At 51.2% G+C, this 25,567-nt stretch carries 24 protein-coding genes; 12 read left to right on the top strand and 12 right to left on the bottom strand.

Features of this window, described 5'->3' with window-relative positions:
- Positions 1 to 38: 38 nt before the first annotated feature.
- The 6 genes from ACTJI9_RS01935 to ACTJI9_RS01910 form a co-directional block, all read right to left on the bottom strand.
- A complete protein-coding gene (locus tag ACTJI9_RS01935) occupies positions 39 to 1,040 on the bottom strand; it encodes an ABC transporter ATP-binding protein (protein WP_115052514.1) in 1,002 nt (333 codons plus the stop codon).
- Between the two features lie 27 nt (positions 1,041 to 1,067).
- Positions 1,068 to 2,129, bottom strand: coding sequence for a Gfo/Idh/MocA family protein (locus ACTJI9_RS01930; protein WP_115052513.1), 1,062 nt, complete (start codon positions 2,127 to 2,129; stop codon positions 1,068 to 1,070).
- Positions 2,126 to 2,965: a carbohydrate ABC transporter permease gene (locus tag ACTJI9_RS01925; RefSeq protein WP_307279263.1), complete on the bottom strand. Its 840-nt coding sequence runs from the start codon at positions 2,963 to 2,965 to the stop codon at positions 2,126 to 2,128. Before ACTJI9_RS01925 ends, ACTJI9_RS01930 begins: the two co-directional genes overlap by 4 nt.
- Positions 2,966 to 2,975: 10 nt before the next feature.
- Positions 2,976 to 3,926: a carbohydrate ABC transporter permease gene (locus ACTJI9_RS01920; RefSeq protein ID WP_336439766.1), complete on the bottom strand. Its 951-nt coding sequence runs from the start codon at positions 3,924 to 3,926 to the stop codon at positions 2,976 to 2,978.
- A gap of 143 nt (positions 3,927 to 4,069) precedes the next feature.
- A complete protein-coding gene (locus ACTJI9_RS01915; protein ID WP_115052511.1) occupies positions 4,070 to 5,329 on the bottom strand; it encodes an ABC transporter substrate-binding protein in 1,260 nt (419 codons plus the stop codon).
- Between the two features lie 54 nt (positions 5,330 to 5,383).
- Positions 5,384 to 6,295 carry an N-acetylmuramic acid 6-phosphate etherase gene (locus ACTJI9_RS01910; RefSeq protein ID WP_440805644.1) on the bottom strand — a complete coding sequence of 304 codons (912 nt, stop codon included), beginning with the start codon at positions 6,293 to 6,295 and terminating at the stop codon, positions 5,384 to 5,386.
- Between the two features lie 198 nt (positions 6,296 to 6,493).
- Between ACTJI9_RS01910 and ACTJI9_RS01905 the strand changes: the two genes are divergently transcribed.
- The 9 genes from ACTJI9_RS01905 (at position 6,494) to ACTJI9_RS01865 (ending at position 15,344) form a co-directional block, all read left to right on the top strand.
- Positions 6,494 to 7,381, top strand: coding sequence for a BadF/BadG/BcrA/BcrD ATPase family protein (locus tag ACTJI9_RS01905; protein WP_440805642.1), 888 nt, complete (start codon positions 6,494 to 6,496; stop codon positions 7,379 to 7,381).
- The gene (locus ACTJI9_RS01900) at positions 7,374 to 8,162 is read left to right on the top strand and encodes a GntR family transcriptional regulator (protein ID WP_115052508.1); all 789 of its coding nucleotides are present in this window, start codon (positions 7,374 to 7,376) and stop codon (positions 8,160 to 8,162) included. The genes ACTJI9_RS01905 and ACTJI9_RS01900 overlap by 8 nt, the downstream gene beginning before the upstream one ends.
- 14 nt (positions 8,163 to 8,176) lie before the next feature.
- A complete protein-coding gene (locus tag ACTJI9_RS01895) occupies positions 8,177 to 9,187 on the top strand; it encodes an SIS domain-containing protein (protein WP_336440194.1) in 1,011 nt (336 codons plus the stop codon).
- Positions 9,184 to 10,344, top strand: coding sequence for an N-acetylglucosamine-6-phosphate deacetylase (nagA, locus tag ACTJI9_RS01890; protein ID WP_440805639.1), 1,161 nt, complete (start codon positions 9,184 to 9,186; stop codon positions 10,342 to 10,344). The genes ACTJI9_RS01895 and nagA overlap by 4 nt, the downstream gene beginning before the upstream one ends.
- A gap of 51 nt (positions 10,345 to 10,395) precedes the next feature.
- On the top strand, positions 10,396 to 10,995 hold the full coding sequence (gene pncA / locus ACTJI9_RS01885; protein WP_336439760.1) for a bifunctional nicotinamidase/pyrazinamidase: 600 nt from the start codon (positions 10,396 to 10,398) through the stop codon (positions 10,993 to 10,995).
- A 146-nt stretch (positions 10,996 to 11,141) separates the two neighbouring features.
- Positions 11,142 to 12,452 (top strand): sn-glycerol-3-phosphate ABC transporter substrate-binding protein UgpB, encoded by a 1,311-nt coding sequence (ugpB, locus tag ACTJI9_RS01880; RefSeq protein WP_115052505.1) that lies wholly within the window; start codon positions 11,142 to 11,144, stop codon positions 12,450 to 12,452.
- Positions 12,453 to 12,518: 66 nt separating this feature from the next.
- Complete coding sequence (ugpA, locus tag ACTJI9_RS01875; RefSeq protein WP_115052504.1) at positions 12,519 to 13,409, top strand: sn-glycerol-3-phosphate ABC transporter permease UgpA; 891 nt, start codon at positions 12,519 to 12,521, stop codon at positions 13,407 to 13,409.
- A 14-nt stretch (positions 13,410 to 13,423) separates the two neighbouring features.
- Positions 13,424 to 14,272, top strand: coding sequence for a sn-glycerol-3-phosphate ABC transporter permease UgpE (gene ugpE, locus ACTJI9_RS01870; protein ID WP_337354504.1), 849 nt, complete (start codon positions 13,424 to 13,426; stop codon positions 14,270 to 14,272).
- A gap of 1 nt (position 14,273) precedes the next feature.
- Positions 14,274 to 15,344, top strand: a complete 1,071-nt coding sequence (locus ACTJI9_RS01865; protein ID WP_307279296.1) for a sn-glycerol-3-phosphate import ATP-binding protein UgpC — start codon at positions 14,274 to 14,276, stop codon at positions 15,342 to 15,344.
- A 57-nt stretch (positions 15,345 to 15,401) separates the two neighbouring features.
- On the opposite strand, the gene ACTJI9_RS01860 is transcribed toward ACTJI9_RS01865, so the two are convergent.
- The 4 genes from ACTJI9_RS01860 to ACTJI9_RS01845 form a co-directional block, all read right to left on the bottom strand.
- Positions 15,402 to 16,184, bottom strand: coding sequence for a MetQ/NlpA family ABC transporter substrate-binding protein (locus ACTJI9_RS01860; RefSeq protein ID WP_337354503.1), 783 nt, complete (start codon positions 16,182 to 16,184; stop codon positions 15,402 to 15,404).
- A gap of 23 nt (positions 16,185 to 16,207) precedes the next feature.
- Complete coding sequence (locus tag ACTJI9_RS01855) at positions 16,208 to 16,873, bottom strand: methionine ABC transporter permease (RefSeq protein ID WP_115052501.1); 666 nt, start codon at positions 16,871 to 16,873, stop codon at positions 16,208 to 16,210.
- Positions 16,863 to 17,966, bottom strand: a complete 1,104-nt coding sequence (locus tag ACTJI9_RS01850) for a methionine ABC transporter ATP-binding protein (RefSeq protein ID WP_440805635.1) — start codon at positions 17,964 to 17,966, stop codon at positions 16,863 to 16,865. Before ACTJI9_RS01850 ends, ACTJI9_RS01855 begins: the two co-directional genes overlap by 11 nt.
- 270 nt (positions 17,967 to 18,236) lie before the next feature.
- Complete coding sequence (locus ACTJI9_RS01845; RefSeq protein ID WP_115052499.1) at positions 18,237 to 19,337, bottom strand: NADH:flavin oxidoreductase/NADH oxidase; 1,101 nt, start codon at positions 19,335 to 19,337, stop codon at positions 18,237 to 18,239.
- 84 nt (positions 19,338 to 19,421) lie between these two features.
- On the opposite strand from ACTJI9_RS01845, the gene ACTJI9_RS01840 reads away from it, so the two are divergent.
- Together ACTJI9_RS01840 and ACTJI9_RS01835 are read left to right on the top strand one after the other, a co-directional pair.
- Positions 19,422 to 19,730, top strand: a complete 309-nt coding sequence (locus ACTJI9_RS01840) for an ArsR/SmtB family transcription factor (RefSeq protein ID WP_115052498.1) — start codon at positions 19,422 to 19,424, stop codon at positions 19,728 to 19,730.
- 397 nt (positions 19,731 to 20,127) lie between these two features.
- The gene (locus tag ACTJI9_RS01835) at positions 20,128 to 22,419 is read left to right on the top strand and encodes a putative bifunctional diguanylate cyclase/phosphodiesterase (RefSeq protein WP_307279308.1); all 2,292 of its coding nucleotides are present in this window, start codon (positions 20,128 to 20,130) and stop codon (positions 22,417 to 22,419) included.
- 52 nt (positions 22,420 to 22,471) lie between these two features.
- Here the strand turns inward: ACTJI9_RS01835 and ACTJI9_RS01830 are convergent, their stop codons facing one another.
- Positions 22,472 to 24,286, bottom strand: a complete 1,815-nt coding sequence (locus ACTJI9_RS01830) for an acyl-CoA thioesterase (protein WP_307279312.1) — start codon at positions 24,284 to 24,286, stop codon at positions 22,472 to 22,474.
- Between the two features lie 300 nt (positions 24,287 to 24,586).
- Here ACTJI9_RS01830 and ACTJI9_RS01825 point away from each other — a divergent pair, with 300 nt between their 5' ends.
- Complete coding sequence (locus tag ACTJI9_RS01825; protein ID WP_307279315.1) at positions 24,587 to 24,733, top strand: hypothetical protein; 147 nt, start codon at positions 24,587 to 24,589, stop codon at positions 24,731 to 24,733.
- A 15-nt stretch (positions 24,734 to 24,748) separates the two neighbouring features.
- Here the strand turns inward: ACTJI9_RS01825 and ACTJI9_RS01820 are convergent, their stop codons facing one another.
- A complete protein-coding gene (locus ACTJI9_RS01820) occupies positions 24,749 to 25,546 on the bottom strand; it encodes an inositol monophosphatase family protein (RefSeq protein ID WP_115052497.1) in 798 nt (265 codons plus the stop codon).
- Between the last annotated feature and the right edge of the window lie 21 nt (positions 25,547 to 25,567).

Raw genomic sequence — 25,567 nt, 5'->3', positions numbered from 1 at the left:
TATGACCCAAACAGTCTATGATGTCATGACATGAATCGTCACGATTTGATGACCTGTCCTTCGTTGTCAAAGCGATAAGTGCGCCCGGCATCTGGGGTTGCATATAGAATGCCATCAACTTCGTACTGATGCTCTCCGAACAGTCTGACCGTCAAAGGTCCAAAGTCCGTTTGGAGATAGATGATTGTATCAGCACCCAAATGTTCGACATGGATGACCGAGCCCTTCCATTCTCCGGATGTGCTGCTGACCTGAATATGCTCCGGGCGAATACCAATAGTTTTCGCATCGGTATGGCCAAGCTTTGCCGCGTCAATCAGGTTCATCTGCGGCGATCCGATAAAGCCGGCAACGAATACGGTCTGCGGAGCATTATAAAGCTCCATAGGCGAACCTACCTGCTCGATCTTACCTTTGTTCAGCACGACGATCTTATCGGCGAGCGTCATTGCCTCAACCTGATCATGTGTCACATAGATCATGGTCGCCTTAAGCTGGCGATGAAGCCGAGCGATCTCCAATCGTGTATTGACGCGTAGGGCCGCGTCAAGATTTGACAATGGCTCGTCAAAAAGAAACAGCTTGGGCTCGCGCACTATGGCACGCCCGATAGCAACACGTTGGCGTTGCCCGCCTGAAAGCTCTGAAGGACGACGCTCAAGATAATCGTCAAGCGACAACATGGAGGATGCGACTTTGGTGCGCTCCTTGATTTCGTCTGCGGGTTTTCCGGCCTGTTTCAACCCAAGACCCATATTGTCGCGAACCGACAGATGTGGATAAAGCGCATAGGTCTGAAATACCATCGCAATGCCCCGCTTGGCTGGCGGCGTATTATTGACCTTCTTGCCATCAATAAGAATTTCGCCAGCCGTCGCGTCTTCCAGACCAGCGATGATACGCAGCAGCGTTGATTTACCGCAGCCCGATGGTCCGACAAAAATGACGAACTCGCCGTCCTCTACCTCAAGGTCAATACCTTTCAGTACGTCCACATGGCCAAAAGACTTAACGATATTTTCGATCTTCAAAGAACCCAATGTCTTGTTCCCGTTTCTTGGATAAATTTATAGGTTTACTGGCTGACCGGTACGAACGCTTTCGTCGGCTGCAAGACACACGCTCAAGGAGCGCACCGCATCCTGCATGTGACGTGTAAGATCAATATTTTCCCGGATTGCCTTGAGGACATAGGCTTGCTCAAGATCGCACAGCTCCTGATGGCCGGGCTCACCAGCCATATTCAGCAATTCGTCCTGCTTGGTAAAACGACCATCTGCATCCATTGCTGCTGAGTGCAACTTTATCGTTGACGTCTTGGTATGGGAATCGATGTCATCTGATTTGGCATTCTGATCCATCACGATGGAGACACAACCATTGGGAGATATGACGTCTTTCACGAAGAAGGCGGTTTCCGAAATCATCGGACCCCAGCCGGCCTCATACCACCCCACAGTCCTATCATCGAACAGAACCTGGAGATGACCATAATTGTACATGTCTGGCGCAATCTCATCCGATAGCCGCACGCCCATGCCGCGTACCTGAACCGGCTTTGCATCGGTGATTTGCAACATCACATCGAGGTAGTGCACGCCGCAATCGACAATTGGAGACGTTGTCTGCATAAGCGCCTTATGCGTGTTCCAAGTTGCACCACTGGATTGCTGATTGAGATTCATCCGGAAAACATAAGGTCCGCCGAGTTTTCGGGCCTCTTCAATCAGCCGAACCCATGACGGATGGTGGCGCAATATGTAACCAATCACCAGTTTACGGCCATATTGCTTGGCGGCAGCTACCACACGCTCCGCATCGGCAACTGTTGTAGCCAATGGCTTTTCAACGAAGACATCCGCCCCCGCTTTCATTGCCGCCACAGCATAGTCTGCATGGCTGTCGGAATAAGTATTGATGGACACCAGTTCCGGTTTGAGCTCCGCCAAGGCTGCCTCAAATGATTGGTGAATCGTGTACCCTTCAAGTTCCGGCTGCAAGGGCACGACAGATCTGTTTACCAACCCAACGATCTCAAATCCCGGATTATTATGGTAGGCGAGCGCATGACTGCGGCCCATATTGCCAAGCCCGGCAACAAGAACGCGGATCGGCTTTTGTTCGCTCATTTCACGGCTCCTGCTGTGATGCCGCGGATCAACTGCCGCGAAAAGATAAGGTAAAGGACAAGCACCGGCACAATCGCCAGAGTAAGTGCAGCAAGAACAGCATTCCAGTTAGTCACGAACTGACCGATAAAGACCTGACTGCCAAGCGTAATCGTCTTGGTCGCGTCGCTGGGCGCAAGGATCAGCGGGAACCAGAGATCGTTCCAGATCGGTATCATGGTAAAGACAGCGACAGTTGCCATGGCTGGCCTTATCAACGGCAAAACAAGACGGAAGAATATGGAATATTCCGAAAGGCCGTCGATACGTCCGGCGTTCTTCAAATCATCGGAAACCGTCTGCATAAATTCAGTAAGGATGAATACGGCTAGTGGAAGACCCTGTGCAGTATAAACCAGAATGAGCGCGGTCAACGTGTTGACCAGACCGGCAGCAACCATCCCCTGTAGGATCGCTACTGTGCCCAGCCGAATCGGGATCATGATACCAAGTGCAAGATAAAGTCCCATTAGGGTGTTGCCGCGGAAACGATATTCCGACAATGCAAAAGCAGCCATCGCACCAAACAGCAGAACGAAAAAGATCGATACAGCGGTAACGATAAAACTGTTTTGAAAATAGAGTGTGAAATCGCCTTGCTTCAGCACTGTTTCATAACCAACGAGACTGAAAACCGATGGAGTAGGTAGCCCCAGAGGATCGCGGAAAATAGAGGCGCGATCCTTGAAAGAATTGATGACAGTCAGGAACACGGGGAATAACGCGATAAGCGTGTAAGTTATCAACGCGAGGTGGACGAGACCGGTCCGAACTGGGGATGTCGTGGTTTTTGCCATGATCGTAATCCTAAAACTGATACCGGCGCATGCGCCGCTGAATGGCAAACAGATAGAGGCAAACGCCAGAGAGGATGATGAGGAACATCACCGTCGCGATGGTTGCGCCCATGGACTTGTCACCGATCTGAAGCTGGAAGCCAAAGAATGTACGGTAAAGCAACGTTCCGAGAATATCGGTCGCTCCATCCGGCCCTGCCAGTGCACCTTGCACGGTATAAACCAGATCGAACGCGTTGAAATTGCCCACAAAAGTAAGGATCGAGATGATGCCGATTGAGGGCAATATCAGCGGAAGCTTGATCTTCCAGAATTGGCTCCATCCGGTAACACCGTCGCACTCTGCTGCTTCCAGAACTTCGTCCGGAATGTTCAGCATCGCCGCGTAAATCAACATCATCGGTATGCCGACATACTGCCACACTGAAATCAGTGACACCGCAATCAATGCTGAACCGGGCTTACCGAGCCATGGCGAGAAAAGTGATTTGAGGCCAATCAAATCCAAAAGGAATGGCGAGACGCCCCATATCGGTGAAAGAATGAGCTTCCAGATAAACCCGACAATGACAAATGAAAGCAGCGTCGGCAGAAACAAAGCGGTGCGGTAGAAGGCACCAAAGCGCAATTTTGGCACGGATAGAAGCGCTGCCAATGCAACCCCGATTGGATTTTGCACGACCATGTGAATGAAAAAGAAGATGAAGTTATTCTTAAGTGCGTTCCAGAAGCTTGCCGCCCAACGCGGATCTCCAAATAGCACAGCAAAATTGTCCAAGCCCACAAAGACGCTTTGGCCATCTTTGACGTTGAACAGCGAAAGACGCAGTGTTTCGATGAGCGGAAGGATCATCACCGCCGTGTAGACGAGCAAAGCTGGTGTCAAAAATACCAATATGTGCCAGCGCCAAGGACGCTTATCGTTGCCGCGGTCGGCCGATGCTTGCTCGACTGTGCTCATGGATAACAGAACCCCTGCTTTTGGTTTTGGCCGCATCATAAAACGGCGTGCGACTGCCGTGGAAAACCATCAAGTCGAATAATCGACGTTTTACTCAAAGCATAAACGGGGCATCAGGCGATGCCCCGTTTATGATCAAGTGCTTATTTGGCAGGCTTGTACCAGCTGTCCAGACCGTCTTGCAGCTTCTTGGCTGCTGCTTCAGGCGTGTCGGTACCATTGATCACGTTAGCAGATTCTACCCATGTCTCGTTTTCGAGATTAGGTGTGCCGCGCGACAATATCTGGTAAGTTGAACGGATTGTCGGCTTGCACTTTTCGCGCCAGGAAACGAACTCCTGCGCCAATGGATCCTGCATCTTTACCGGCGTCGAGTTCAGGCTGAAGAAGCCAGGCAGCGCATTGGCATAGATGTCGGCGAACTCGGGCGAAGCGACCCAATCGAGGAACTTCTTGGCTTCTTCCGGATGTTTGCTCTTGGCGTTCAGACCCGCGCCAATATCGTTATGATCCGAGATGTAGCATGCATCGCCAGCATTTTTCACGGGTGGCGGGAATGCCCCCATTTTGAACTGAGCCTGCGTATTGAAAAGGCCAATTTCCCATGAACCAGCTGGATAAATTGCAGCACGACCCAAGGTGAACAGATTCTGGCTGTCCGGATAGGTCTGAGCTTCAAAACCATCGCCCAGATAATCTTTCCACTTCAGCAAAACCTTGTAAGGCTCGACCCAAGGGGCGTCCGTCAGCTTTTCCTCGCCCTTAATCAGCTTGGCGCGGCCTTCTTCACCCTTCCAATATGTCGGGCCGATATTCTGGTAGCCCATGGTTGCGGCTTCCCAAAGGTCTTTCGTACCCATTGCCATTGGAATATAGGTGCCATCGGCCTTGATCTTGTCTAGCGCTGCAAAGAATTCAGCTTCGGTCGTCGGAATAGCAATGCCAAGCTTATCAAAGGCATCCTTGTTGTAGATGAACCCATGAATAACCGAGGCCATCGGTACGCAGAATGCGTCCTTGCCATCATCAGTCGTCCACGCAGCCTTGGCAACGTCGGAGAAATTTTTCATGCCGGGGAGATCAGTGAGGCTGGCGAGATTGCCGCGTTTGAACTGTTCAAGCGACTTGTCAAACGGACGGCAAGTGATGATATCGCCAGCGCTGCCTGCATCAAAACGCGCACCAAGGGCGGCATCATATTCGGTGGGCGGTGTTGGCGCGAATTTAACCTTGATGCCGGGATTCTTTGCTTCGAACGCTGGGATCAGCTTTTCCTGCCAGATGGCAAGATCATCCGTACGCCAGCTTTCAATTGTAAGCTCGGTATCAGCGGCATGAGCAAAACCGGCTGTTGCCAGGATGCTTGTCGCCATTAGCAGTGATTTTAGTGTCTTGCTTCCCATTTTAGTCTCCTGTTGCACCCTCATGAGTAGTGCCGTTAATGAGAACCCGGCCCCCTAGCGGGACCCAAGGATCTCTTTCAGTTCCGAAAGCGCCGGGCGAAGCCTCTGTTGATTGCTTTCGAGAATTCTTGTTGCTTTGTTCGCATCTTTTGCGCCGGCAGCGAGTAGTACCGCCTCTTTTACTGAGCCGCCGCTTGCATCAAGCCATTTTGCAGCTTCACCCGGATCGCAAACGCTTATTGCCGAGACAATCCGAACCGCCCTCTCGCGCAATTTAATGTTGTCCGCCACCAGATTGACCATGTAGCCGTCATGTACATGCCCAAGATGGATCGCCATCAGGGTAGATAACAAATTAAGGGCGATTTTCTGCGCCGTACCGGCACCCATCCTGGTCGAACCCGCGACCATTTCCGCCGGAGTTTCCAATGCAATGGCAACATCAGCACCGTCAAAGATCGGTGCGTTACGATTATTGGCAATCGAAATGATTTTAAGCCCGCGCTTCCTGGCTTCGTCAATTGCTGCCAGAGCATAAGGCGTTGTACCGCTTGCCGACACCGCTAACAGACAATCGCCTGCCCTCAAGCCTGCCTCGGCGATATCTTTGGCAGCTTGACTAACGTCATCCTCATAGGTTCCGGCAAGACGATTAAGGCTGGCAATACCTCCAGCGATCAGAATGACAATCCTGTCCGGAGCGATACCATAGGTGCCAGGAATTTCCAGCGCATCGGCCAGAGCCATGAGACCTGAACTTCCTGCAGCTGCATATACCAACCTGCCGCCACCCGAAATGGTTTCAGCAGCGATCTGTGCCGCCTCCGCAATTGGATCCAACGCATTAGCGACGACTTCTGCAGCAGCGATTTGCGCATCAAGCAGCAAACGTACAACAACGTCCGGCGACTTCTCGTCAAGACCGGTCGCTCTATCATTGCGTTGCTCGGTGCGGCTAGGTTCCACTCTGCTCTCCTCGTTTTTATAATTAATGCCAAAAAAATACCACTTGTCCAGTAAATCTTAAAAAAATCCTGCAGTCATTTGCATCGGTGTAATTTTATGCATATATAACAATGAATTATAGAAAAATTTGAAAATACGTAAATTAACGCTTGGCTATTGGTACTTTATTGGTATTCTATTTATGGAGGGCTATTTGTCGTGACTTATCTCCTAGGAATCGATGGCGGTGGAACAGGTTGCAGAGCGGCATTGGCCGATCTGAACGGCCGCATCCTTGGTATAGGCAAGAGCGGCTCCGCCAATGTCATGACCGATATGGATATGGCGCGCGGCAATATAATGGACGCCACTGATGCTGCATTTGCCAGCGCAGGCATCGATAAATCACACGTAGGTTCTCTGTCCGCAGTGTTGGGGCTCGCCGGCGCGAATGTTGGCGACAACGCTGCAAACTTGAAAGCCTCACTCCCGTTCAAGGATGCATTGGTTTTATCAGATGGCTTGATCGCGCTTCAGGGCGCAATAGGCAATAATGACGGTACAGTCGTCATTCTGGGAACGGGCTCGCTCTTTATTGCGCGCGAAGGAGATAAGGTCCAGTTCGCGGGCGGTTGGGGATTCAAGGTCGGCGATCTCGGCGGCGGCGCACGTTTAGGTCGACATCTGCTCGAGGAAACGCTTTTAGCATATGATCGTTTCCGCCCTGCATCCGAACTTACACAAGCCGTCATGCAGCGTTATGAAAACAACCCGCATAACATTGTACGATTTGCACATGCGGCAACTCCAAGCGACTTCGGAACGCTCGTGCCGATGATCTTCGACTATGCTGCCGTCGAAGATGCGGTTGCTCTTGCTATCCTACAAATCGCCATAGACCAGATTGAGCAGGGTCTCGACACTATCATGTCAGCACGACAGACACGCCTTTCCCTTCTGGGCGGCCTTGGTCCGCTCTATGAAAAGCGCCTGTCAGCGCGCTATCAAGAGAAGCTGCAAAAACCGCTGAACGACGCTCTTGCCGGAGCGGTGCAACTCGCAGTTTTGAATTTCGCTTCAAAATCGGCGGAGTATATTCATGTCTGACGGCCTGATTAATATTCTTCCGACCCTCAATGACGGATCGATTGCCGGTGGCCCTCTTTATGTAAAATTGCAGCGGCTAATTGAAAATGCCGTGCTTGATGGCTTACTGAAACCCGGAGACGCATTGCCGCCGGAACGCGAGCTTGCCGCAATTGCCGATATTTCTCGCGTAACTGTTCGCAAAGCCGTTCAGGGTTTGGTGAGTGATGGTTTACTCATACAGCGTCACGGCTCCGGCACATTCGTCGCGCCTCGCTCTGCTCGGGTGGAGCAATCGCTGACACATCTGACATCATTTACGGAAGATATGGCGCGGCGCGGCATGGTTGTTCGCTCGACATGGCTTGATCGTGGCATCTATGTCCCCTCGCCTGAGGAAATGGTGACGCTGGGTCTGACTTCTGGCGAAAGAGTATCCCGGATCAGCCGCCTGCGTGTTGCCAACGATACGCCTATGGCAATCGAGAGAGCCGCTTTGTCCGTGCATGTTTTGCCCAATCCGGAACTGGTTACTCTGTCGCTTTATGCAGTGCTGGCCGCCAGCGGCAATCGTCCCGTTCGCGCGATACAGCGTATCTCGGCGGCAATACTTAAAGAGAACGATGCAAAATTGCTTGAGGTTCCTGTCGGTTCGGCCAGTTTGAATATTGAGCGAATCTCCTATCTTGATTCGGGAAAAGTGATTGAGTTCACCCGGTCCATTTATCGCGCAGACGCCTATGAGTTTGTTGCTGAGCTGAAACTCGGCGACAGTTCGGAAATATCAGGAGCAGTACTTTGAACAAGGCAACATTGATGCGGGAAGAGATATTGTCGATTCCCGACGTGACAACTCGTTTTCTGGATAGCTCCCGCGCCACGCTTGCCGCAGCTGGTGCAAAGCTGCGCGAAAAAAATCCACCATTTCTGGCATCCATAGCACGGGGGTCGTCAGACCATGTCACGGCATTCCTGAAATATTCCAGCGAGTTAACGGCAGGTATTCCAGTTGCATCACTTGGGCCATCGGTCGCTTCCATTTACGGCATAACCTTGAAACTGGGTAGCGCGGCCACTTTGTCCATCTCGCAATCCGGCAAGAGCCCCGATATTGTCAGCATGACAAAGGCAGCGCGCGAAAGCGGCGCACTTACCATCGCAATTACAAATGTAATTAATTCCGATCTTGCCAATGCAAGCGATCTGCCAATCGACATACTTGCCGGTCCAGAGCGTAGTGTTGCGGCGACAAAATCCTTCGTGAGTTCCGCAGTTGCAGGCCTTGCTTTGATCGGGCATTGGACCAACGATCAAAAGCTGCTTGCTGCCATCGATGACCTTCCTTCGGCAATGGCGAAGGCCGTGATGTGCGACTGGTCGCCATTCGCAGCGGCGTTGGAAAACGAAAACTCGCTTTTTATTCTTGGGCGCGGACCTTCTCTGGCCATTTCCAATGAGATTGCCTTGAAATTCAAGGAAACCAGCGGTGTTCACGCGGAATCATACAGCGCCGCAGAAGTGATGCATGGGCCAAAGGCAATTGTCGGCAAAGGCTTTCCAGTTTTGGTGCTTGCCGCAAGGGACGCCGCAGAAGCATCGCTCGTCGATGCCGCCGATCGTCTTGCCGATCAGGGTGCTGCTGTCTTCCTGACATCAAACAAGCCGTCAAAGGCAACGGCCCTGCCCTTTGTCGCTACGTCGCATCCACTCACCGATCCGCTGGCGCTGCTCGTTTCATTCTACGCATTTGTAGAAGGGTTTGCCCGTAGCCGTGGCTTTAATCCCGATGAACCGCCTCACTTGCGAAAAGTGACGGAGACCATATGAGTACCGTCTACGCCATTACCGGTGCCGTCATTTTCGATGGAGAAAACTGGCACGAAAACGCCGCACTGGTTGTGGAACACGGCACAGTTAAAAGCATCGAAGCCACAAGCGCTCTAACTGCGGATATTCGCCGGGTTGAGATGAACGGGGGAAAACTTGTACCCGGGTTCATCGACGTTCAGGTGAATGGCGGTGGCGGGGTATTGCTCAATGACGGGCCGAGTATCGACGCTATCCGGACCATCTGCGATGCACATTTTGCTTTTGGAACAACGGCTCTGCTGCCAACGCTGATTACAGATACGCCGGAAACGACGGCAGCGGCTATTGCGGCGAGTAAAGCAGCGGCACAGGAAAAAGTCGCTGGGTTTATTGGTCTCCACCTCGAAGGCCCTCATCTGTCTGTTAGCCACAAAGGCACGCACGATCCCAAGCTGATCCGGCCTATGGACGATGCAGATTTGATTGCAATTATCGAAGCTGTTCAGGAGATTCCGGTACTTCTCACCACCGTCGCCCCCGAAACGGTATCGCCGGAAAAAATCAAGGCAATGGTCGACGCAGGCGTCATTGTTAGCCTTGGTCACAGCGGGGCATCATATGAAACAGCCTTGGCTGCGCAAGCGGCTGGCGCATCAATGGTCACACACCTTTTTAATGCAATGAGCCAGCTTGGTCATCGCAGCCCTGGCGTTGTGGGTGCGACTTTGCAATCGGGAGAATTGTCAGCCGGACTGATTGCCGATGGTTTTCATGTCGACAAAGCGTCCATGTCGATTGCGCTGCGAGCCAAACAAGGCCCAGCAAAGATATTTCTGGTGACTGACGCAATGTCTACAATAGGCACGGACATCACGTCATTCACCCTTAACGGCAGAACCATAACGCGCGCCGGTGGCCGCCTGACGCTTGAAGACGGCACACTTGCTGGTGCCGATCTTGATATGATCTCGGCCGTTCGCTTCGTGCACCAGCAATTGGGGCTTACGCTTGATGAATCATTGCGCATGGCCTCGCTTTATCCTGCCCAGAGTATTCGCATTGATCACACTCATGGCCGCTTATTGCCGGGCTATGAGGCAAATATTGTCCATTTAACTGAGAATCTTGACGTTGATCACGTCTGGATTGGCGGTGACCTTCACTATGCGCGTTGACGTCCGGCTCTAATTGACCATAGACTCCACGCCATTCTACAGGAGTGCATCATGGCCAAGGACGCATTGATCGTCATCGATGTTCAGAACGATTTTTGCGAAGGCGGTGCCCTAGCCGTGTCTGGTGGCAACGAAATTGTTCCGATCATCAACAAGCTGATACTCCGCTTCGACAGAGTTATCCTGACGCAGGACTGGCACACACCAGCTCATTCGAGCTTCGCATCAAGCCATCCGGGAAAAGCGCCCTTTGAAACCATTGCCATGCCCTACGGCGAGCAGACTCTTTGGCCGGATCATTGCATACAGGGCACAAATGGCGCCGATTTTCATCCTGATCTGGAATGGACAAAAGCCGAGCTTGTCATTCGAAAAGGCTTTCGCCCGCACATTGACAGCTATTCGGCATTTTATGAGAACGACCATGTGACGCCAACTGGCCTTGCTGGTTATCTGCGAGAGCGTGGAATCACTCATGTGACGCTTGTGGGTCTCGCTACAGATTATTGTGTGGCTTACTCCGCCCTTGATGCCGCCGCCCAGGGATTTTCCGCAGAAGTCTTACTTGACGCTTGCCGGGCGATCGATCTTGGTGGTTCGCTCGCAGCAATGACCATCACAATGCGCAAAGCTGGTGTCACGCTGATTTAGAGCAAAAAAGTGAACAGCTGCGCATTTTTTCCACAGGCTGACCTGCATCATTTGCCCAAAGTCAAATAACTGTTGTTTCTCTGTCACATAATGAGGATACTTAGCCCAAGCGCGCTAAAGACGACGCCTCACTATGGGAGATTATAATGACTAATCACGGCACCAAACTCACCGTGGCCTTCGGCATTTTGTTGGCCTCATCATCTGCATCGTTTGCTGTTACCGAAATCAGCTGGTGGCATGCAATGCCTGGCGCCAACGGCGAAGTCGTGCAGGCTTTGACAAAAGAGTTCAACGAAAGCCAAAGCGAATACAAAGTTGTGCCTGTGTTCAAAGGTACCTATCCGGAAGCGCTCAATGCTGGCATTGCCGCCTTCCGTGCAAAACAAGCTCCAGATATCCTTCAGGTTTTTGATGCCGGTACAGGCGTTATGATGGGAGCGGAAGGCGCGATCAAACCAGTTGCCGACATCCTTTCGATGGGCGAAACCAAGTTTGACAAGAGCCTCTATCTGCCGGGCATCGTGGCTTATTATTCAAAGCCGGACGGCACTATGCTGTCATTCCCCTATAACAGCTCTTCGCCAATCCTCTATTACAACAAAGATATATTCAAAAAGGCTGGTTTGGATGAGAATACTCCTCCAAAAACTTGGCCAGAAGTTTGGGAAGCTGCGAAGAAAATCAAGACAAGCGGCGCCGCTAATTGTGGTTACACAACAGCTTGGATGACTTGGATTCATACAGAAAATTATGCTGCATGGAATGATATTTCCTGGGGCAGCAATGAAAATGGCATCGGCGGCGTCGATGTTGAGCTGAAGATCAACTCGCCTCTTTTCGTCAAGCATTTCCAGGAACTTGCTGATCTGGCGAAAGATGGCACGTTCCGTTATGGCGGACGCACATCTGAAGCCAAGCAGCTATTCACGTCTGGTGAATGCGGCATTTACAATGATTCCTCGGGCGGCCTTGGCGACATCATCAAGTCCGGCATGAATTATGGTACCGGTCAGCTCCCTTATGAACCGGAATCCAAAAACGCGCCACAAAACACCATACCGGGCGGCGCGAGCCTCTGGGTGTTTGCCGGCAAATCAGACGAACAGTACAAAGGTGTGGCTGCCTTCTTCAACTTCCTGTCTAAGACTGAAATCCAATCAAGGCTGCATCAGGTTTCGGGCTATTTGCCAGTTACGCTGGCTGCCTATGAAGACACGAAGAAATCCGGATTCTACGAAAAGAATCCTGCTCGTGAAATTCCGATCAAGCAGATGATGGGCAAGGCACCGACCGAAAACTCAAAGGGTGTTCGTCTCGTAAACCTGCCGCAGGTTCGCGATATTCTGAACGAAGAATACGAGAACATGCTCGCTGGCAAGCAGACCGCTCAACAGGCACTTGATAAGGCCGTTGAGCGTGGCAACGCAGCAATCAAGCAGGCCATTGGCCAGTAACTAAGCCGTCAAAGATACCCGCCCGTATAATCTCATACGGGCGGGCTTTGTTTAAAGCGAGGCATCATGGCATCGTCAACGCGTGTCACTTTTCCCAACAAGTTTCTGCCCTACCTTCTGCTGGCACCTCAGTTGGCAATCACGGCCGTCTTTTTTTACTGGCCTGCATCGCAAGCCATTCAGCAGTCCGTATTGCGGGAGGATCCATTTGGATTGTCGACGCAATTTGTCGGGCTAGCCAATTTCAAACGCGTTCTGAACGATCCCAATTATCTGAACTCCCTTCAGGTGACCGTGATATTCTCGATTGCCACGGCCTTGATTGCCATGGCCTTTGCACTGTTGCTTGCGGTGATGGCTGATAAAGTCATACGTGGCAAAGGCGTGTACCGGACACTGCTGATATGGCCCTATGCCGTAGCTCCTGCGATTGCCGGCATGCTTTGGCTGTTTCTATTCAACCCCTCAATGGGTACATTGGCATATCTCCTTCGCTCGACGGGATATAATTGGGATCCGCTGCTTAATAGTGATCAGGCGATGGTGCTTGTCGTTGCTGCCGCTTCTTGGAAACAGATTAGCTACAATTTCCTGTTTTTCGTTGCGGGCCTGCAGTCCATTCCTAAATCGCTGATCGAAGCTGCGGCCATTGATGGCGCCGGAGAAACAAAGCGTTTTTGGACCATTATATTCCCGCTTCTCGCGCCAACGACATTTTTCTTGCTGGTCGTTAATACGGTTTACGCCTTCTTCGATACGTTCGGCATCATTCATGCCGTTACAGGGGGCGGTCCGGGAAAAGCAACAGAAACTCTGGTCTACAAGGTCTACAATGACGGGTTCGTCAACCTGATCCTTGGCGACTCGGCGGCGCAATCTGTTATTCTGATGGTAATTGTCATTGCTATGACAGCGGTACAATTCCGCTATGTCGAGCGCAAAGTCCATTACGGCTGAGGGGAACCAGAGTCATGATTCAAAACAACCCCATAGGCCGCATCATCGCCCATATCATTTTGATTGTCGGCATTTTGATCGTTGCATTTCCAATCTACTACACCTTTGTAGCGTCAACCCAGACATTGCAGGATATTATCCGTCCGCCACTATCGTTGTTGCCGGGAGGTCATTTCTGGGAGAATTATTCCAGCGCTCTTTTCGGTGGCATCAGCAAGATCGGCGGCGTTGGCGTTGACCGTCTTTTGCTCAACACACTTGTCATGGCGCTCGGCATTGCCATCGGCAAGATCATCATTTCCATCTTGTCCGCCTACGCGATCGTATTTTTCCGCTTTCCGGGACGCATGTTTTTCTTCTGGTTCATCTTTATAACGCTGATGCTGCCCGTCGAAGTGCGCATTCTGCCCACCTACAAAATTATGGTCGACCTTGGACTGATCGATACCTATACAGGCCTTATCCTTCCCCTCATGGCTTCGGCTACGGCCACACTTTTGTTCAGACAATTCTTCATGACAATTCCAGGCGAGCTGGTTGAAGCAGCCCGCGTGGACGGGGCTGGCCCGTGGCGCTTCTTCAAGGATATTCTGCTGCCCTTGTCGAAGACCAATATCGCGGCCCTGTTCGTCATCCTCTTCATCTATGGCTGGACCCAATATCTCTGGCCATTGCTCATGACCAATCGCAACGATATGGCGACCATCGTCATTGGGCTGCGCAAAATGATCGACTTCACCGACGCCAACACACAATGGCATCTGGTGATGGTCACCTGCATTCTCGCCATCCTGCCCCCAATTCTGGTCGTTGTTTTGATGCAGCGCTGGTTTGTGCGCGGACTGGTTGAAACGGAGAAATAATATGGCAAGTGTAGAACTAACCGATGTCCGCAAAGTCTATGGAAGCTCCGTTGAAGCGGTAAAGGGCGTAAATATTTCTATCAATGACGGTGCGCTATGCGTGCTGGTCGGTCCATCGGGCTGTGGAAAATCTACTCTGCTTCGAATGATTGCCGGCTTGGAATCCATTACCGACGGCACTGTGAAAATCGATAGCACAGTCGTTAATAATCTCGGTCCCGCTGAAAGGGACATCGCCATGGTTTTCCAGAATTATGCGCTTTATCCGCATATGAAGGTCTACGATAACATGGCATACGGGCTGCGTAACCGCGGCATGCCTAAAGACGAGATCGACAAACGCGTTAGGGACGCCGCACAAATCCTTGAATTGACTCAGCTTCTCGAGCGACGCCCCAAGGAGCTTTCCGGTGGCCAACGTCAGCGTGTCGCAATGGGGCGCGCCATTGTACGCAGTCCGAAAGTGTTCCTCTTTGACGAACCGCTTTCCAATCTGGATGCAAAATTGCGTGGCCAGATGCGAGTGGAAATTAAAAACCTGCAACGCCAACTGGGCGTGACCAGCGTTTACGTTACCCACGATCAGCTGGAAGCAATGACGCTTGCAGACATACTCGTAGTCATGAACGGCGGTGCGGTCGAGCAAATCGGAGCTCCGCTGGATATATACGAGAAACCGGCCAGCACCTTCGTCGCAAGTTTTATTGGCGCGCCGCCCATGAACCTCGTCCCTGTCACGGCCGATGGTTCGGGACTCATCCTCAAGGATGGCACGCGTATTGGTGCTCAAGGTCTGGCGGTTCCAACATCGGGCGCTGTCATCGGCTTCCGTCCTGAAGATCTGGAAGTATCAGCCGGAACCAACACTCATATTGGTGGTTTGGCGCTTGATCTGAAGGTTCTTGGTGTAGAACCAGTCGGCGCGGAGAGCTATGTTTATGGCATTATTGGCGGTGAACGTGTCGTTGTCCGTGTGTCCGGACGCTCTACCTCACAGACTGACGATCATCTGCGCGTGATAATTCCAAAGGAAAAGCTGCATCTCTTTAATGAGGCAGGAAAACGTATCTGAAAGCAAAAAACCTCCCCCGTTTCCAGGGGAGGTCTTCATTCGGACTGGCAATATTGATTACCAGCTTGGAACGGCAGCGCCCTTATACTTGTCCAAGATGAACTGCTTTACAGGCTCCGAGTGATAGGACTCGACCAATGTCTTTACCCAAGGCTTGTCCTTATCCGCGGTGCGGACTGCAATCAGGTTGATGTAGGGTGCCTTCTCGCCTTCCTTCAAGATCGTATCCTTCATCGGATCAAGACCGGCTTCAAGCGCGTAATTGGTATTGATTGCTGCTGCATCAACGTCATCAATGGAACGTGGCAGTTGAGCGGCATCGAGTTCAACGAATTTAAAGTTCTTGGTGTTTTCCGTCACATCGGCTGGAGTAACTTTCAAGCCCACGCCGTCTTTCAGCTTGATTGCACCCTTGTCAGCCAGAATAAGCAAAGCACGTCCGCCATTGGTCGGATCGTTCGGAATCGCAATTGTAGCTCCGTCCGCCAACTCATCGAAACTCTTCACTTTTTTCGAATAAATGCCCATCGGAAAATTGACCGTGTAAGCGACGTCAACAAGGTCGAATTTGCGATCTGCAATCTGATTGTCGAGATATGGCTTATGTTGGAAAGAGTTGGCATCGAGCTCGCCATCGTTCAGTGCCTGGTTTGGCACGACATAATCGGAAAATTCCAATATCTCGATATCAAGACCCTTGGGCTTTGCAACTTCCGCAACCTTTTCCAGAATTTGCGCGTGCTCGCCCGGTGTCACACCAATCTTGATTGTTTCGGCCAAAGCCACAGTCGCGCTTAGGCTTATTGCCAAGGCGGCGACGCCAAGAATCTTTTTTAGCATTTTATACTCCTGTTCAAGAATGATTACTTTGGTCGATTACGCTTGTCGAATTGACGAGCTAGCCGGTCACCCGCGCTCTGCACCAATTGCACGAGCACGATGAGGACGACCACGACGATGGCCATCACATCCGGCATGAAACGTTGGTAACCATATCGGATACCAAGATCGCCTAGTCCGCCACCGCCGATTGCGCCGACCATGGCTGCATAGCCAATGAGGCTGACGATCGTAAGCGTCAGGGCTGAAGCGATACCGGGCCGGGCTTCGGCAAGCAGAACCTTGAAAACGATCTGCATCGGACTAGCACCCATAGCACGCGCAGCTTCAGTAAGACCGGGATCGACCTCACGAATCGCCGTTTCAACCAAGCGGGCAATAAAGGGTATCGTTGCAATGGTCAGCGGAACAATCGCGGCGGTTGTACCAATGGAGGTGCCTGCAATAGCCCGCGTGAATGGAATGATGGCTACAACCAAAATGATAAACGGAGTGGACCGAGTGGCGTTGACGACAAGTCCCAACGCTTTGTTTATTGAAGGAGCTGGAAAAAGTTCGCCGCGACCGCTCGTTGCCAGAAAAACTCCAAGTGGAATGCCAAATAACGATCCTATCAGGCCGGCCACGGCAACCATGTACAGTGTCTGTCCTGTTGCCTTGAATAAAAGTGCCAGAATATCAGCGGACATAGCCCAACACCTCCGATGACAGGCCATGATCGGCGAGGAAATTGCGTGCTAAATCTATTTTTTCCAGATCAGCCAAGAGCGAGACAACCAGCATGCCGAAGGGTCTGCCTGCAATCTCGTCGACTGCTCCAGCCATGATATTGACCTCAATACCCAGATCACTGCCAAGCCGCGCAAGCATAGGCTCCGTTGCGTTCTCCCCCTTAAAGATAACTCGCAAGATGGTATGCGAGCCAGGTGTGGCAACGTTGGTCATGCGGCTGGTGAGAAACTCGGGAAGATGCATTCCAGCCAAGCCGCCGAGAAGTGCCCGTGTCGTTTCATGCTTGTGGCCGGTGAACACATCGAATGTTGCACCCTGCTCGACAATGCGGCCACCATCAATAACGGCCACATGAGCGGCTATCGTTTTGATCACTTCCATTTCATGCGTGATCAAAAGAACTGTAAGCCCCAGATCGCGATTGATTTTCGTCAAAAGCGCGAGGATGGAGCGCGTTGTTTCCGGATCGAGTGCCGAGGTCGCCTCATCCGAAAGCAATAATTTGGGTTCCGTCGCCAAAGCGCGGGCAATACCGATACGCTGCTTTTGACCGCCAGACAGTTCAGACGGGTAGCGGTTACGTTTATCGGAAAGCCCGACCAGATCAAGCAGAGGGGTAACCCTCTTCTCTATCGTCTGCTTGTCGATACCGGCAATTTCCAAAGGCAAAGCAATATTATCAAAGGCAGTCCGGGAAGACAGAAGATTGAAGTGCTGGAAAATCATGCCAATCGAGCGCCGTACGGAGCGAAGGTTCTTCTCATCCAGACCTGCTACATCCGTACCATCAACCAGGACATGACCGGAGGTAGGTTTTTCAAGACCATTAACCAAGCGGATAAGCGTCGATTTACCTGCCCCCGAACGGCCGATGATGCCAGTTACTGAACCACGAGGAACGATGAGGTCGACATCGTCCAGTGCAACAACCTCGGCTCCGCTACTGCCAGCGCCAAAACGTTTTGATACTTGTTGAAACTCAACCATAGGCTTGGCGGTCGATCCATCGCCTGGCCGCAGATCGAGGGGGCTTTGTGCCGTTTTATTCATAACTGCCATATTCATTTGCGGCGCTCGCACAACCGCCCTGTTGTCTGTTTGCGACCGTCTATATAGACGATCTGCGATTTTCGATAGGCCTTGACAACAGACATGAACATTTCAACTTCGGATTGTTGATGGCAGCTATGTGCCGTTGCCATCAACATAGGTGATGCCTGCCGAAATCGACACGCAAGATATTTCTCAAATTTAACGCGGGCCGGAATCTTGTTCTAAAGATCGCGGCTATCGTAGCCAATTAGGCTGTTATCTAATTTATTATGCTGCAGCGCGGTATCGCTCCAACCAATGGGCATATGCTGGTGGCAGAATCCATGACGGCTTTTCAACGCCAAGTTCTTTGGCTGCGCGATAAGGCCAATGAGGCTCGTCGAGCAGCGGGCGACCAAGCATGACAAGATCAACCGATCCATCACGCAAAAGACCCTCCGCCTGTTGCGGGGTGCTGATGTACCAGGATGTTGATGCCGGCAGGCCGGTTTCATTTTTAACACGGGCAGCAAGAGGACCAAGGAAAGCAGGGCCCCAAGGAATATTGGCTTTGCCACCGGAGAAGCCCATACTGACGTCGATGAAGTCCAATCCATCGGCCTTTAGCAGTTTTATCAGCTCGATTGCTTCCGCCACTGTTTCTTCATCATTGCCATCATACTCAATCACGCCAAGGCGCATTGTCAGGGGTAAGTTCTGCGGCCAGACCTTGCGTACTGCCTGCAGCGTTTCACGAAGAAAGCGCGAGCGGTTTTCGAAACTGCCGCCATAGGCATCTGTACGTTGGTTGGAATGTTTGGACAGGAAGCTTTGGGCAAGATAACCATGCGCAAAATGTAGTTCCAACCACTCGAAGCCACTCGCAAGAGCCCGTGTTGCACTGTCAACGAAAGCATTTTTTATGCCTTCTATTTCGGCCAGCGTCATTTCCCGAGGCACCTTCGATAAGCCGCCGCCATAAGCTATCGCGGAAGGCGCAATAATTTCCCAACCGCGCGGATCATCGGAAGCGATGTGATCGTCACCTTCCCATGGCCGATTTGCACTTGCCTTACGTCCGGCATGTCCGATCTGTATACCTGCAACTGCTCCCGCCGCTTTGATCGTTTTGACCGCCTTAGCCAATTCTGCTGCTTGGGTATCGTTCCATAGTCCAGAGCAAGCCGGAGTAATCCGGCCTTCCGGAGTGACGGCTGTCGCCTCCACAATCACAAGGCCAGCACCTCCTCTGGCCAAACCGCCCAAATGTACATGGTGCCAATCATTGATTACACCGTCGACCGCGGAATATTGGCACATTGGTGATACTGCGATGCGATTACGTAGCGTGACGCCCTTAAGGGTAAAGGGCTCAAAAAGAGTGGTCATAGGTTTTCTCCAACTGCAATTGTTCGATTGTTCGATATTATTCGAACAATAGCAATACACAAAAATTTGTGTTATCAAGGAATCATGAGACAGTTTGTGCATCCTTCTTCGTCGGATATTCGGCTTGAATCCGTACTTCACGCTTTGAGCGATCCGGTTAGACTTTCAATTGTCCGGCAATTGGCCCGTGAAGGTGAAGCCACATGTGCAGCGCTTGATGGCGGTCGCCCCAAGTCAAGCATGTCCCATCATTTCCGTATTCTGCGGGAGTCGGGCGTTGTAAAAACCCGCAACGAAGGGACATCCCATATGAACGAGCTTCGATCACATGATCTGGAGAACGTTTTCCCTGGCTTACTGACGGCAATTCTCAATGCCACGCCAAATATTTGAGCCCCAAACTTCAGCTTGAGCCGTCACATTTCCTAAAGGGACGGATGCTTCAAGCCAAATTCCGCTTATCAATAAGTCAAACAAGAGTGAATTCTATAAAGACTATACTTTGCGCAGGAAGTATACGATAATAAATAATAAATTGTTATTTTGCCGATATATGCAGTCAACAATTAGATTCCAACCAATGATAAATATGTTGCACTTGACATCTATCCTCAATTGTCTAGATTTTTCTGCCTTAAAGACATTGGTAACTAATATAAAGAATGTGAAGTATTTTAACGAATACAGAACTCAAAACGGATAAGACTGACTGGTCCGTTTTATCTTGCCGAGGCTCCGCGTGCGACTGTCAAGCTTCCATACTTTTGACGCTGTCCGATCGATGTTCGGCATGCGCGGAAACATAAATCCCGTTGTAAAACGCCGTGTTTACGCGGAGCAGATGGACGTTGCGCTCAGGCTGGCGCCTTTCACGGTTCTGGTGGCAATGTGTGTTGTGTTCGTTGTCACTTACGTTTTCTGGGACCTCGGCCCCCGCCCCTATTTGGCTGGCCTGGCGTTGGTCGTCGCTTTCATGACCGCCGTTTCCCTATTTGCCTGCTGGCAATGGTACAATGTTCCGAAAGTAAAAGAACTGGGATTTGATGCCATAAAATACCTCATCATCGTATCTGCTCTCTATGGCATTTGCCTTGGGAGCATACCCCTGATGCTTTTCCTGGATGCCGACGCCTATCACCGGCTCCTCATAGCTTGTACCGCCGCAGGTCTGATGGCGACGGGTATCGGGGTAGCCGTCGTGCCGCTTGCAGCGATCGCTTATTCCGGCACGATCATCACCGGCTCCTTTTTCGCATTAGCCTCCACCGGCGAGGATTTTTTCCTTTTCATCGCAATTTTGCTGGCCTTCTACGCGCTTTTCATTTTGTTCACCATTGTTCACATGAGCAATCTCATTGTTATGAGGACTCTCGATCAGATCAAGGTGGAGCAGCAAAAAGAGGTTATCAGCCTGCTACTCTATGATTTTGAAGAAAATGCCAGTGATTGGATCTGGGAAACTGATGCTGATCTCAAACTACAGCATACATCGCCTCGCCTTGCTCAGATTTCCGCGAAAGCAATGCGCGACCTGCAGGGCATGCCTTTCGCGCAGCTTTTCAAGATAGACCAATCGCATGCAGACGCAGCGATAAAGGTCGGTTCGATTTGGCAGGCAATCGAAAACCGAACAACTTTCCGCAACCATATCCTGCCGGTGAATATCAAGGGCGAAACACGCTGGTGGTCGCTTACGGGCAAACCAATTTTCGATAATGCCGGCCAATTCGTCGGATATCGCGGCGTTGGGTCGGACGTAACTGCGGCAAAACAATCCGAAGACCAATTGTCTTATCTGGCGCGCTACGACGTGTTGACTGATTTGCCCAACCGCACCTTGTTCAATGATCAATTGAGCGAGGCGACAAAGAACCTGGAACACGGCCTTCGCAGCTTCGCTGTGTTCTGTATAGATCTTGATGAATTCAAGACCGTTAATGACAGTTTCGGCCACGGCATTGGCGATCAATTGCTGAAACAGGTCGCCGATCGTCTTCGGGGCAGTTCGCCGTCCACCTACACCGTTGCTCGTTTGTCGGGAGACGAGTTTGCCATATTGGCAAATGGCGCCGACCACGCCGCGGCAACGGAACTTGCCCATCAACTGGTACACAATATTTCGCAGCCATTTTGGATCGACGGCATCCAGATCAACATCCATATCAGCATTGGCATTGCGATTGCCCCGACCGATAGCGTCAATGATATTATGCGCTGTGCAGATTTGGCGCTTTACCGTACCAAGAATGAAGGGCGTAATAGCTATCGGTTCTATGAAGTCGAAATGGATGCTCGGATAGAAGCCAAGCGTGCACTCGCCATGGACCTGCGCGGTGCTTTGGCCCGCAACGAATTCATCTTGCACTTCCAGCCGATTGTTTCGGCCTCAACGCTCAAGACTGTCGGGTTTGAAACGCTGTTGCGATGGAAGCATCCCGTTCACGGATTTATCTCGCCGACGGTCTTCATTCCCATAGCAGAGGAAACCGGTAACATTATTCCGCTTGGGGAATGGATCATTCAGGAAGCGTGCCGGACAGCGGTCGATTGGCCCGCCGATATCCATGTGGCAATCAATATCTCGGCGATCCAGTTTCGCCATTCCGATCTTGCCTCGATTGTGCGCGATGCGCTGACAAAGAACAAACTTAATCCCAGCAGGCTCGAACTGGAAATCACGGAATCCGTATTTCTAGAAGCAAATGTCGCTGCTATTTCGCTGCTCCGGCAGTTCCGCGCCATGGGTGTCAGCGTTGCGCTTGATGATTTTGGTACCGGATATTCCAGCCTGAGCTACCTGCGAAAAATGCCCTTCGACAAAATCAAAATCGATCAGTCTTTTGTTCGCGACCTTCCACATAATCGCGGTAGCTTGGCAATTATCAGAGCGGTCATGGGTCTGGGGGCAAGCATGGGCATGAAGATTACTGCTGAAGGTGTCGAGACGCGCGAGCAACTTGCATGCCTTCAAAAGGAGGGCTGCGATCAGGTGCAAGGCTTCCTTTTCAGCCCAGCCGAGCCGGTAGAGAAAACCTTTGCCCTGCTCGAATTTGATCGCGAAAGATATCAGGTCGCAAGCTAGAGCAAATTTTTCTTAGAGTACATGGATCGATCCTGATTGGGCACGCTTGATATCAGGCTTGTCGCTTTGACTGTTCAATCGTTTTCGGGTGGTAGCTAGGTGACAGACGCGAGTCTTTTGGCCAGTATGCCAAAAAGCCCTTGATGACCTCTCCGGGTATGTCGAGCGGGTTATAATTGTCCCTGTCAACAAACATCAATGATTGCTCGCCATGCCCTAGAAGGCCTTGCGAACGGCTGTGAATCTCGTGACTTAAAGTCACGAACTTTCGATTGTGACGAGCAATCTTGATCCTGACAGTGATCTGCTCGAACTCTTTCGACTCCCGCCGGTAATCATGCGTGAAGGAACGGGTAAGAATATAGAAGCGAGTGGTAGCAAGATCAAAATCCGGCATGCAGACATTGAAAAACAACTCGCGCGCTTTGCCGACCCAGCGTACATAATTTGCAAAATATACATTACCGACCGAGTTGGTATCATCGTAGGTCGGAACAAGCTGCATAACGAACCACTCCCCATCGAAGCCATGTGAAGGTGTTGTTTCTTCATTACCCGACGACATCAAAGGTGCAGACATCGCCATACGCAAGGGTTGATCGACAATGTCCACGGGGATGGCTTTAGAGCGCGGCCCGACCAGCTCGATAATAACTGGAAGAGCACCGATAAGACCAATGAATGGCGATATCACCAAGAAACCCGGAATTGGCTCGACATAGCCAATTACAAAAATCAACGATGATCCACATCCAATCATGAAACTCAAAACCGGATCGAAGCGCGCCTTCGCTCCCAAAGCCTCACAAACAAGATTTGCCGACGCGCTGACAAACAGTGTCGCAAACGGCATCATAAAATACATCAGCGAAAAATTTGCTGGCACGGCAGCATAGGAAACCCATGTTGCTCCAATCAGCAGCCAGAGCGGTGAAGACGCAATGTTGTCCGGAATGAGCGCAAGCAACGGACTGTTACTACGCAGGTTTTTTCCCTTCAAAAACCACGAAGTTGCACAGTAAAAGCTGTCAACGGTCGACGCCATGGCTATCGTTGTCCAAATCACGAAGGCCACTGCAAGATAGGGCTGGCCATTTTCAGCAGCCAGTACCGTTGCTGCTGAAACTGCCCCTTGCGCGCTTGGCAAACCATCAATGGAAAGAATGCTGCCAATAGGGCCTACGGCTGACGCCGTAAGTGCATTGAGAAACAGAAACCCAAAAAAGAGCAAGGCTCCCATGCCGTAAGCGAGCCCAACATTTCCGCCTTCGCGCTTGATAGTCACAGCACGTTGCCAATGCTGTATATCCAACCATGGCCCGAGTAAAAAGCCGATCAGCGTTGGCATAATCAGGCCATAGAAACGCGCATCAAAACTTTGCAATGGAACGCCAGGATAAGACGAGGTTTTTGCCAGCCCCAAGTAAAGCACTATGCCGGCGGTCACACCAACCCCCGTATAAACAATGTGTAGCAACTTCAATTGCTGCAAGTTCAGTGCATGGCCAATAGCGCAGGCAAACAGGAGCAGAAGAGCAACACCAAGACCGGAACCTTCACCAACGACGGGCTGCCAGAGATAGGCGACAAATCCGAAGATTGTTACAACCAGCGCGGCCATCTGAAACAGGAGGAAAACGCCCGCATAGCGGCCTTCAATATCTTTGATAATCTGGTCCGGCGAGCGTTTGGTACGCCCTAGAATATAACCGAATAACCAAAGCCCCCCGACATTGGCTATTGCAAATCCAAAGAAGCCCAGCCAGCCATATGTCAGCGTGACATGAATGGAATAAAAGAATCCCAATCCCCAAAGCCAAGAGAGGCCAATTGTCGGCGCCCAAAGTAAATCCCGCACAAACTTCATGATATCCAGCTTTTCCAAAACCGGTGACCCACACACCAACATTAATCGATGTTATTCGCCGTGATAAGTCAATGATTTGCGCCCCATGCGCGCATCATGAAACCGTACTTTTTTAACGTGCTCAATTTGAAGGCAGAATTACTTCATCTAAAGAGGTTTTTGTGCCTATTTGAGCTTATCACCTGCCTAATGTCAGACCAATAACACATCTTCATGGCGACATGCTTTCAAATTTGAGGGCGGGTGCTATTGCCACCATAACAGTCGGATGATCTATAATTGTGGCAGGAAGGAATATTCATGAATCGCAATATGCTTTTACTGGTCATCGGCGGGCTGATCGTTCTGGTCGCAGGTTTGGGATTTTACATTTACGACAAAGAGTCAAAGCCCGATGGCATCGAGCTTAAGATCAATGAGAGCGGGATTTCCATTCAGGAAAACTAACGAGCGTCGAATCGCTTACAGGTTTGCAATTTCCCGCAAATCATTAACGGCGCCCAGGGCAGCGGCAAGGACGGGCGCTCCCTTTGTAAGCCCGTCACCCTTGACCGGAAATGGATGATGCCAGCCACCAGCCTCTTTAACGAGACAATATCCAGCCATACAATCCCAAGCGTGCATGTAGGGTTCGTAATAGCCTACCAGTCTACCGGCTGCCACATAGGCGAGCATCAGCGCACCAGAACCGTTACGGATGAAGTTTCCACCAGCATCCAGTAGCTTTTCGACAATAAGAGCGACACTTGCCGGGCTCACATGATGGTTCGCACCTATTCCTGTGACCGCGTCACGGATTGTTCGCTCGCCATTAAGCGTCAGCAGCTTGCCATTCAGTCGCGCGCCCATTCCCACCGCTGACGCATATAGCTCGTCATTGCATGGAACATAGATTACGCCGATGGCGATTTCTTCGCCGTGGAGCGCAGCAATCGAAATACACCAGCTAGGCATGCCATTGACGAACGGGCTGGTACCATCGATCGGATCGATAACCCACGTATAGTCAGATGTACCGGAGCTAACGCCGTATTCTTCGCCCAATATTGCGTCATCGGGGAAGCTTCCGATAATCCGGGACCGGATAAGCTCTTCTACTTCCCGATCTGCGATGGACACCACATCTTGAGGATCGGCTTTTGTCTCGACAATCAACTGTTCTCGCGCATTGAAATATTTCAGTGCAAGCACTCCGGCTTCAACTGCCATCTTTCGGGCCAAATCCAAGCGGTCTTCAAGATGGGCGGCATGCGATGTCATTATCTGTTCCCCTGATATAAA

The organism is Phyllobacterium sp. 22552, assembly GCF_052044585.1.
Taxonomy (GTDB): Bacteria; Pseudomonadota; Alphaproteobacteria; order Rhizobiales; family Rhizobiaceae; genus Phyllobacterium; species Phyllobacterium ifriqiyense.
The sequence above is the reverse complement of the archived record's forward strand: the minus strand, read 5'-3'. Positions and strand labels throughout refer to the sequence as shown.

Coding starts and splice junctions, on each gene's coding strand:
- ACTJI9_RS01855 (WP_115052501.1), bottom strand. CDS start 16,873: ATGTCCGCTGATATTCTGGCACTTTTATTCAAGGCAACAGGACAGACA.
- ACTJI9_RS01925 (WP_307279263.1), bottom strand. CDS start 2,965: ATGGCAAAAACCACGACATCCCCAGTTCGGACCGGTCTCGTCCACCTC.
- ACTJI9_RS01900 (WP_115052508.1), top strand. CDS start 7,374: ATGTCTGACGGCCTGATTAATATTCTTCCGACCCTCAATGACGGATCG.
- pncA (WP_336439760.1), top strand. CDS start 10,396: ATGGCCAAGGACGCATTGATCGTCATCGATGTTCAGAACGATTTTTGC.
- ACTJI9_RS01895 (WP_336440194.1), top strand. CDS start 8,177: ATGCGGGAAGAGATATTGTCGATTCCCGACGTGACAACTCGTTTTCTG.
- ACTJI9_RS01840 (WP_115052498.1), top strand. CDS start 19,422: ATGAGACAGTTTGTGCATCCTTCTTCGTCGGATATTCGGCTTGAATCC.
- ugpA (WP_115052504.1), top strand. CDS start 12,519: ATGGCATCGTCAACGCGTGTCACTTTTCCCAACAAGTTTCTGCCCTAC.
- ACTJI9_RS01860 (WP_337354503.1), bottom strand. CDS start 16,184: ATGCTAAAAAAGATTCTTGGCGTCGCCGCCTTGGCAATAAGCCTAAGC.
- nagA (WP_440805639.1), top strand. CDS start 9,184: ATGAGTACCGTCTACGCCATTACCGGTGCCGTCATTTTCGATGGAGAA.
- ACTJI9_RS01930 (WP_115052513.1), bottom strand. CDS start 2,129: ATGAGCGAACAAAAGCCGATCCGCGTTCTTGTTGCCGGGCTTGGCAAT.
- ACTJI9_RS01865 (WP_307279296.1), top strand. CDS start 14,274: ATGGCAAGTGTAGAACTAACCGATGTCCGCAAAGTCTATGGAAGCTCC.
- ACTJI9_RS01850 (WP_440805635.1), bottom strand. CDS start 17,966: ATGAATAAAACGGCACAAAGCCCCCTCGATCTGCGGCCAGGCGATGGA.
- ACTJI9_RS01820 (WP_115052497.1), bottom strand. CDS start 25,546: ATGACATCGCATGCCGCCCATCTTGAAGACCGCTTGGATTTGGCCCGA.
- ACTJI9_RS01835 (WP_307279308.1), top strand. CDS start 20,128: ATGCGCGGAAACATAAATCCCGTTGTAAAACGCCGTGTTTACGCGGAG.
- ACTJI9_RS01825 (WP_307279315.1), top strand. CDS start 24,587: ATGAATCGCAATATGCTTTTACTGGTCATCGGCGGGCTGATCGTTCTG.
- ugpE (WP_337354504.1), top strand. CDS start 13,424: ATGATTCAAAACAACCCCATAGGCCGCATCATCGCCCATATCATTTTG.
- ACTJI9_RS01845 (WP_115052499.1), bottom strand. CDS start 19,337: ATGACCACTCTTTTTGAGCCCTTTACCCTTAAGGGCGTCACGCTACGT.
- ACTJI9_RS01830 (WP_307279312.1), bottom strand. CDS start 24,286: ATGAAGTTTGTGCGGGATTTACTTTGGGCGCCGACAATTGGCCTCTCT.
- ACTJI9_RS01920 (WP_336439766.1), bottom strand. CDS start 3,926: ATGAGCACAGTCGAGCAAGCATCGGCCGACCGCGGCAACGATAAGCGT.
- ugpB (WP_115052505.1), top strand. CDS start 11,142: ATGACTAATCACGGCACCAAACTCACCGTGGCCTTCGGCATTTTGTTG.
- ACTJI9_RS01915 (WP_115052511.1), bottom strand. CDS start 5,329: ATGGGAAGCAAGACACTAAAATCACTGCTAATGGCGACAAGCATCCTG.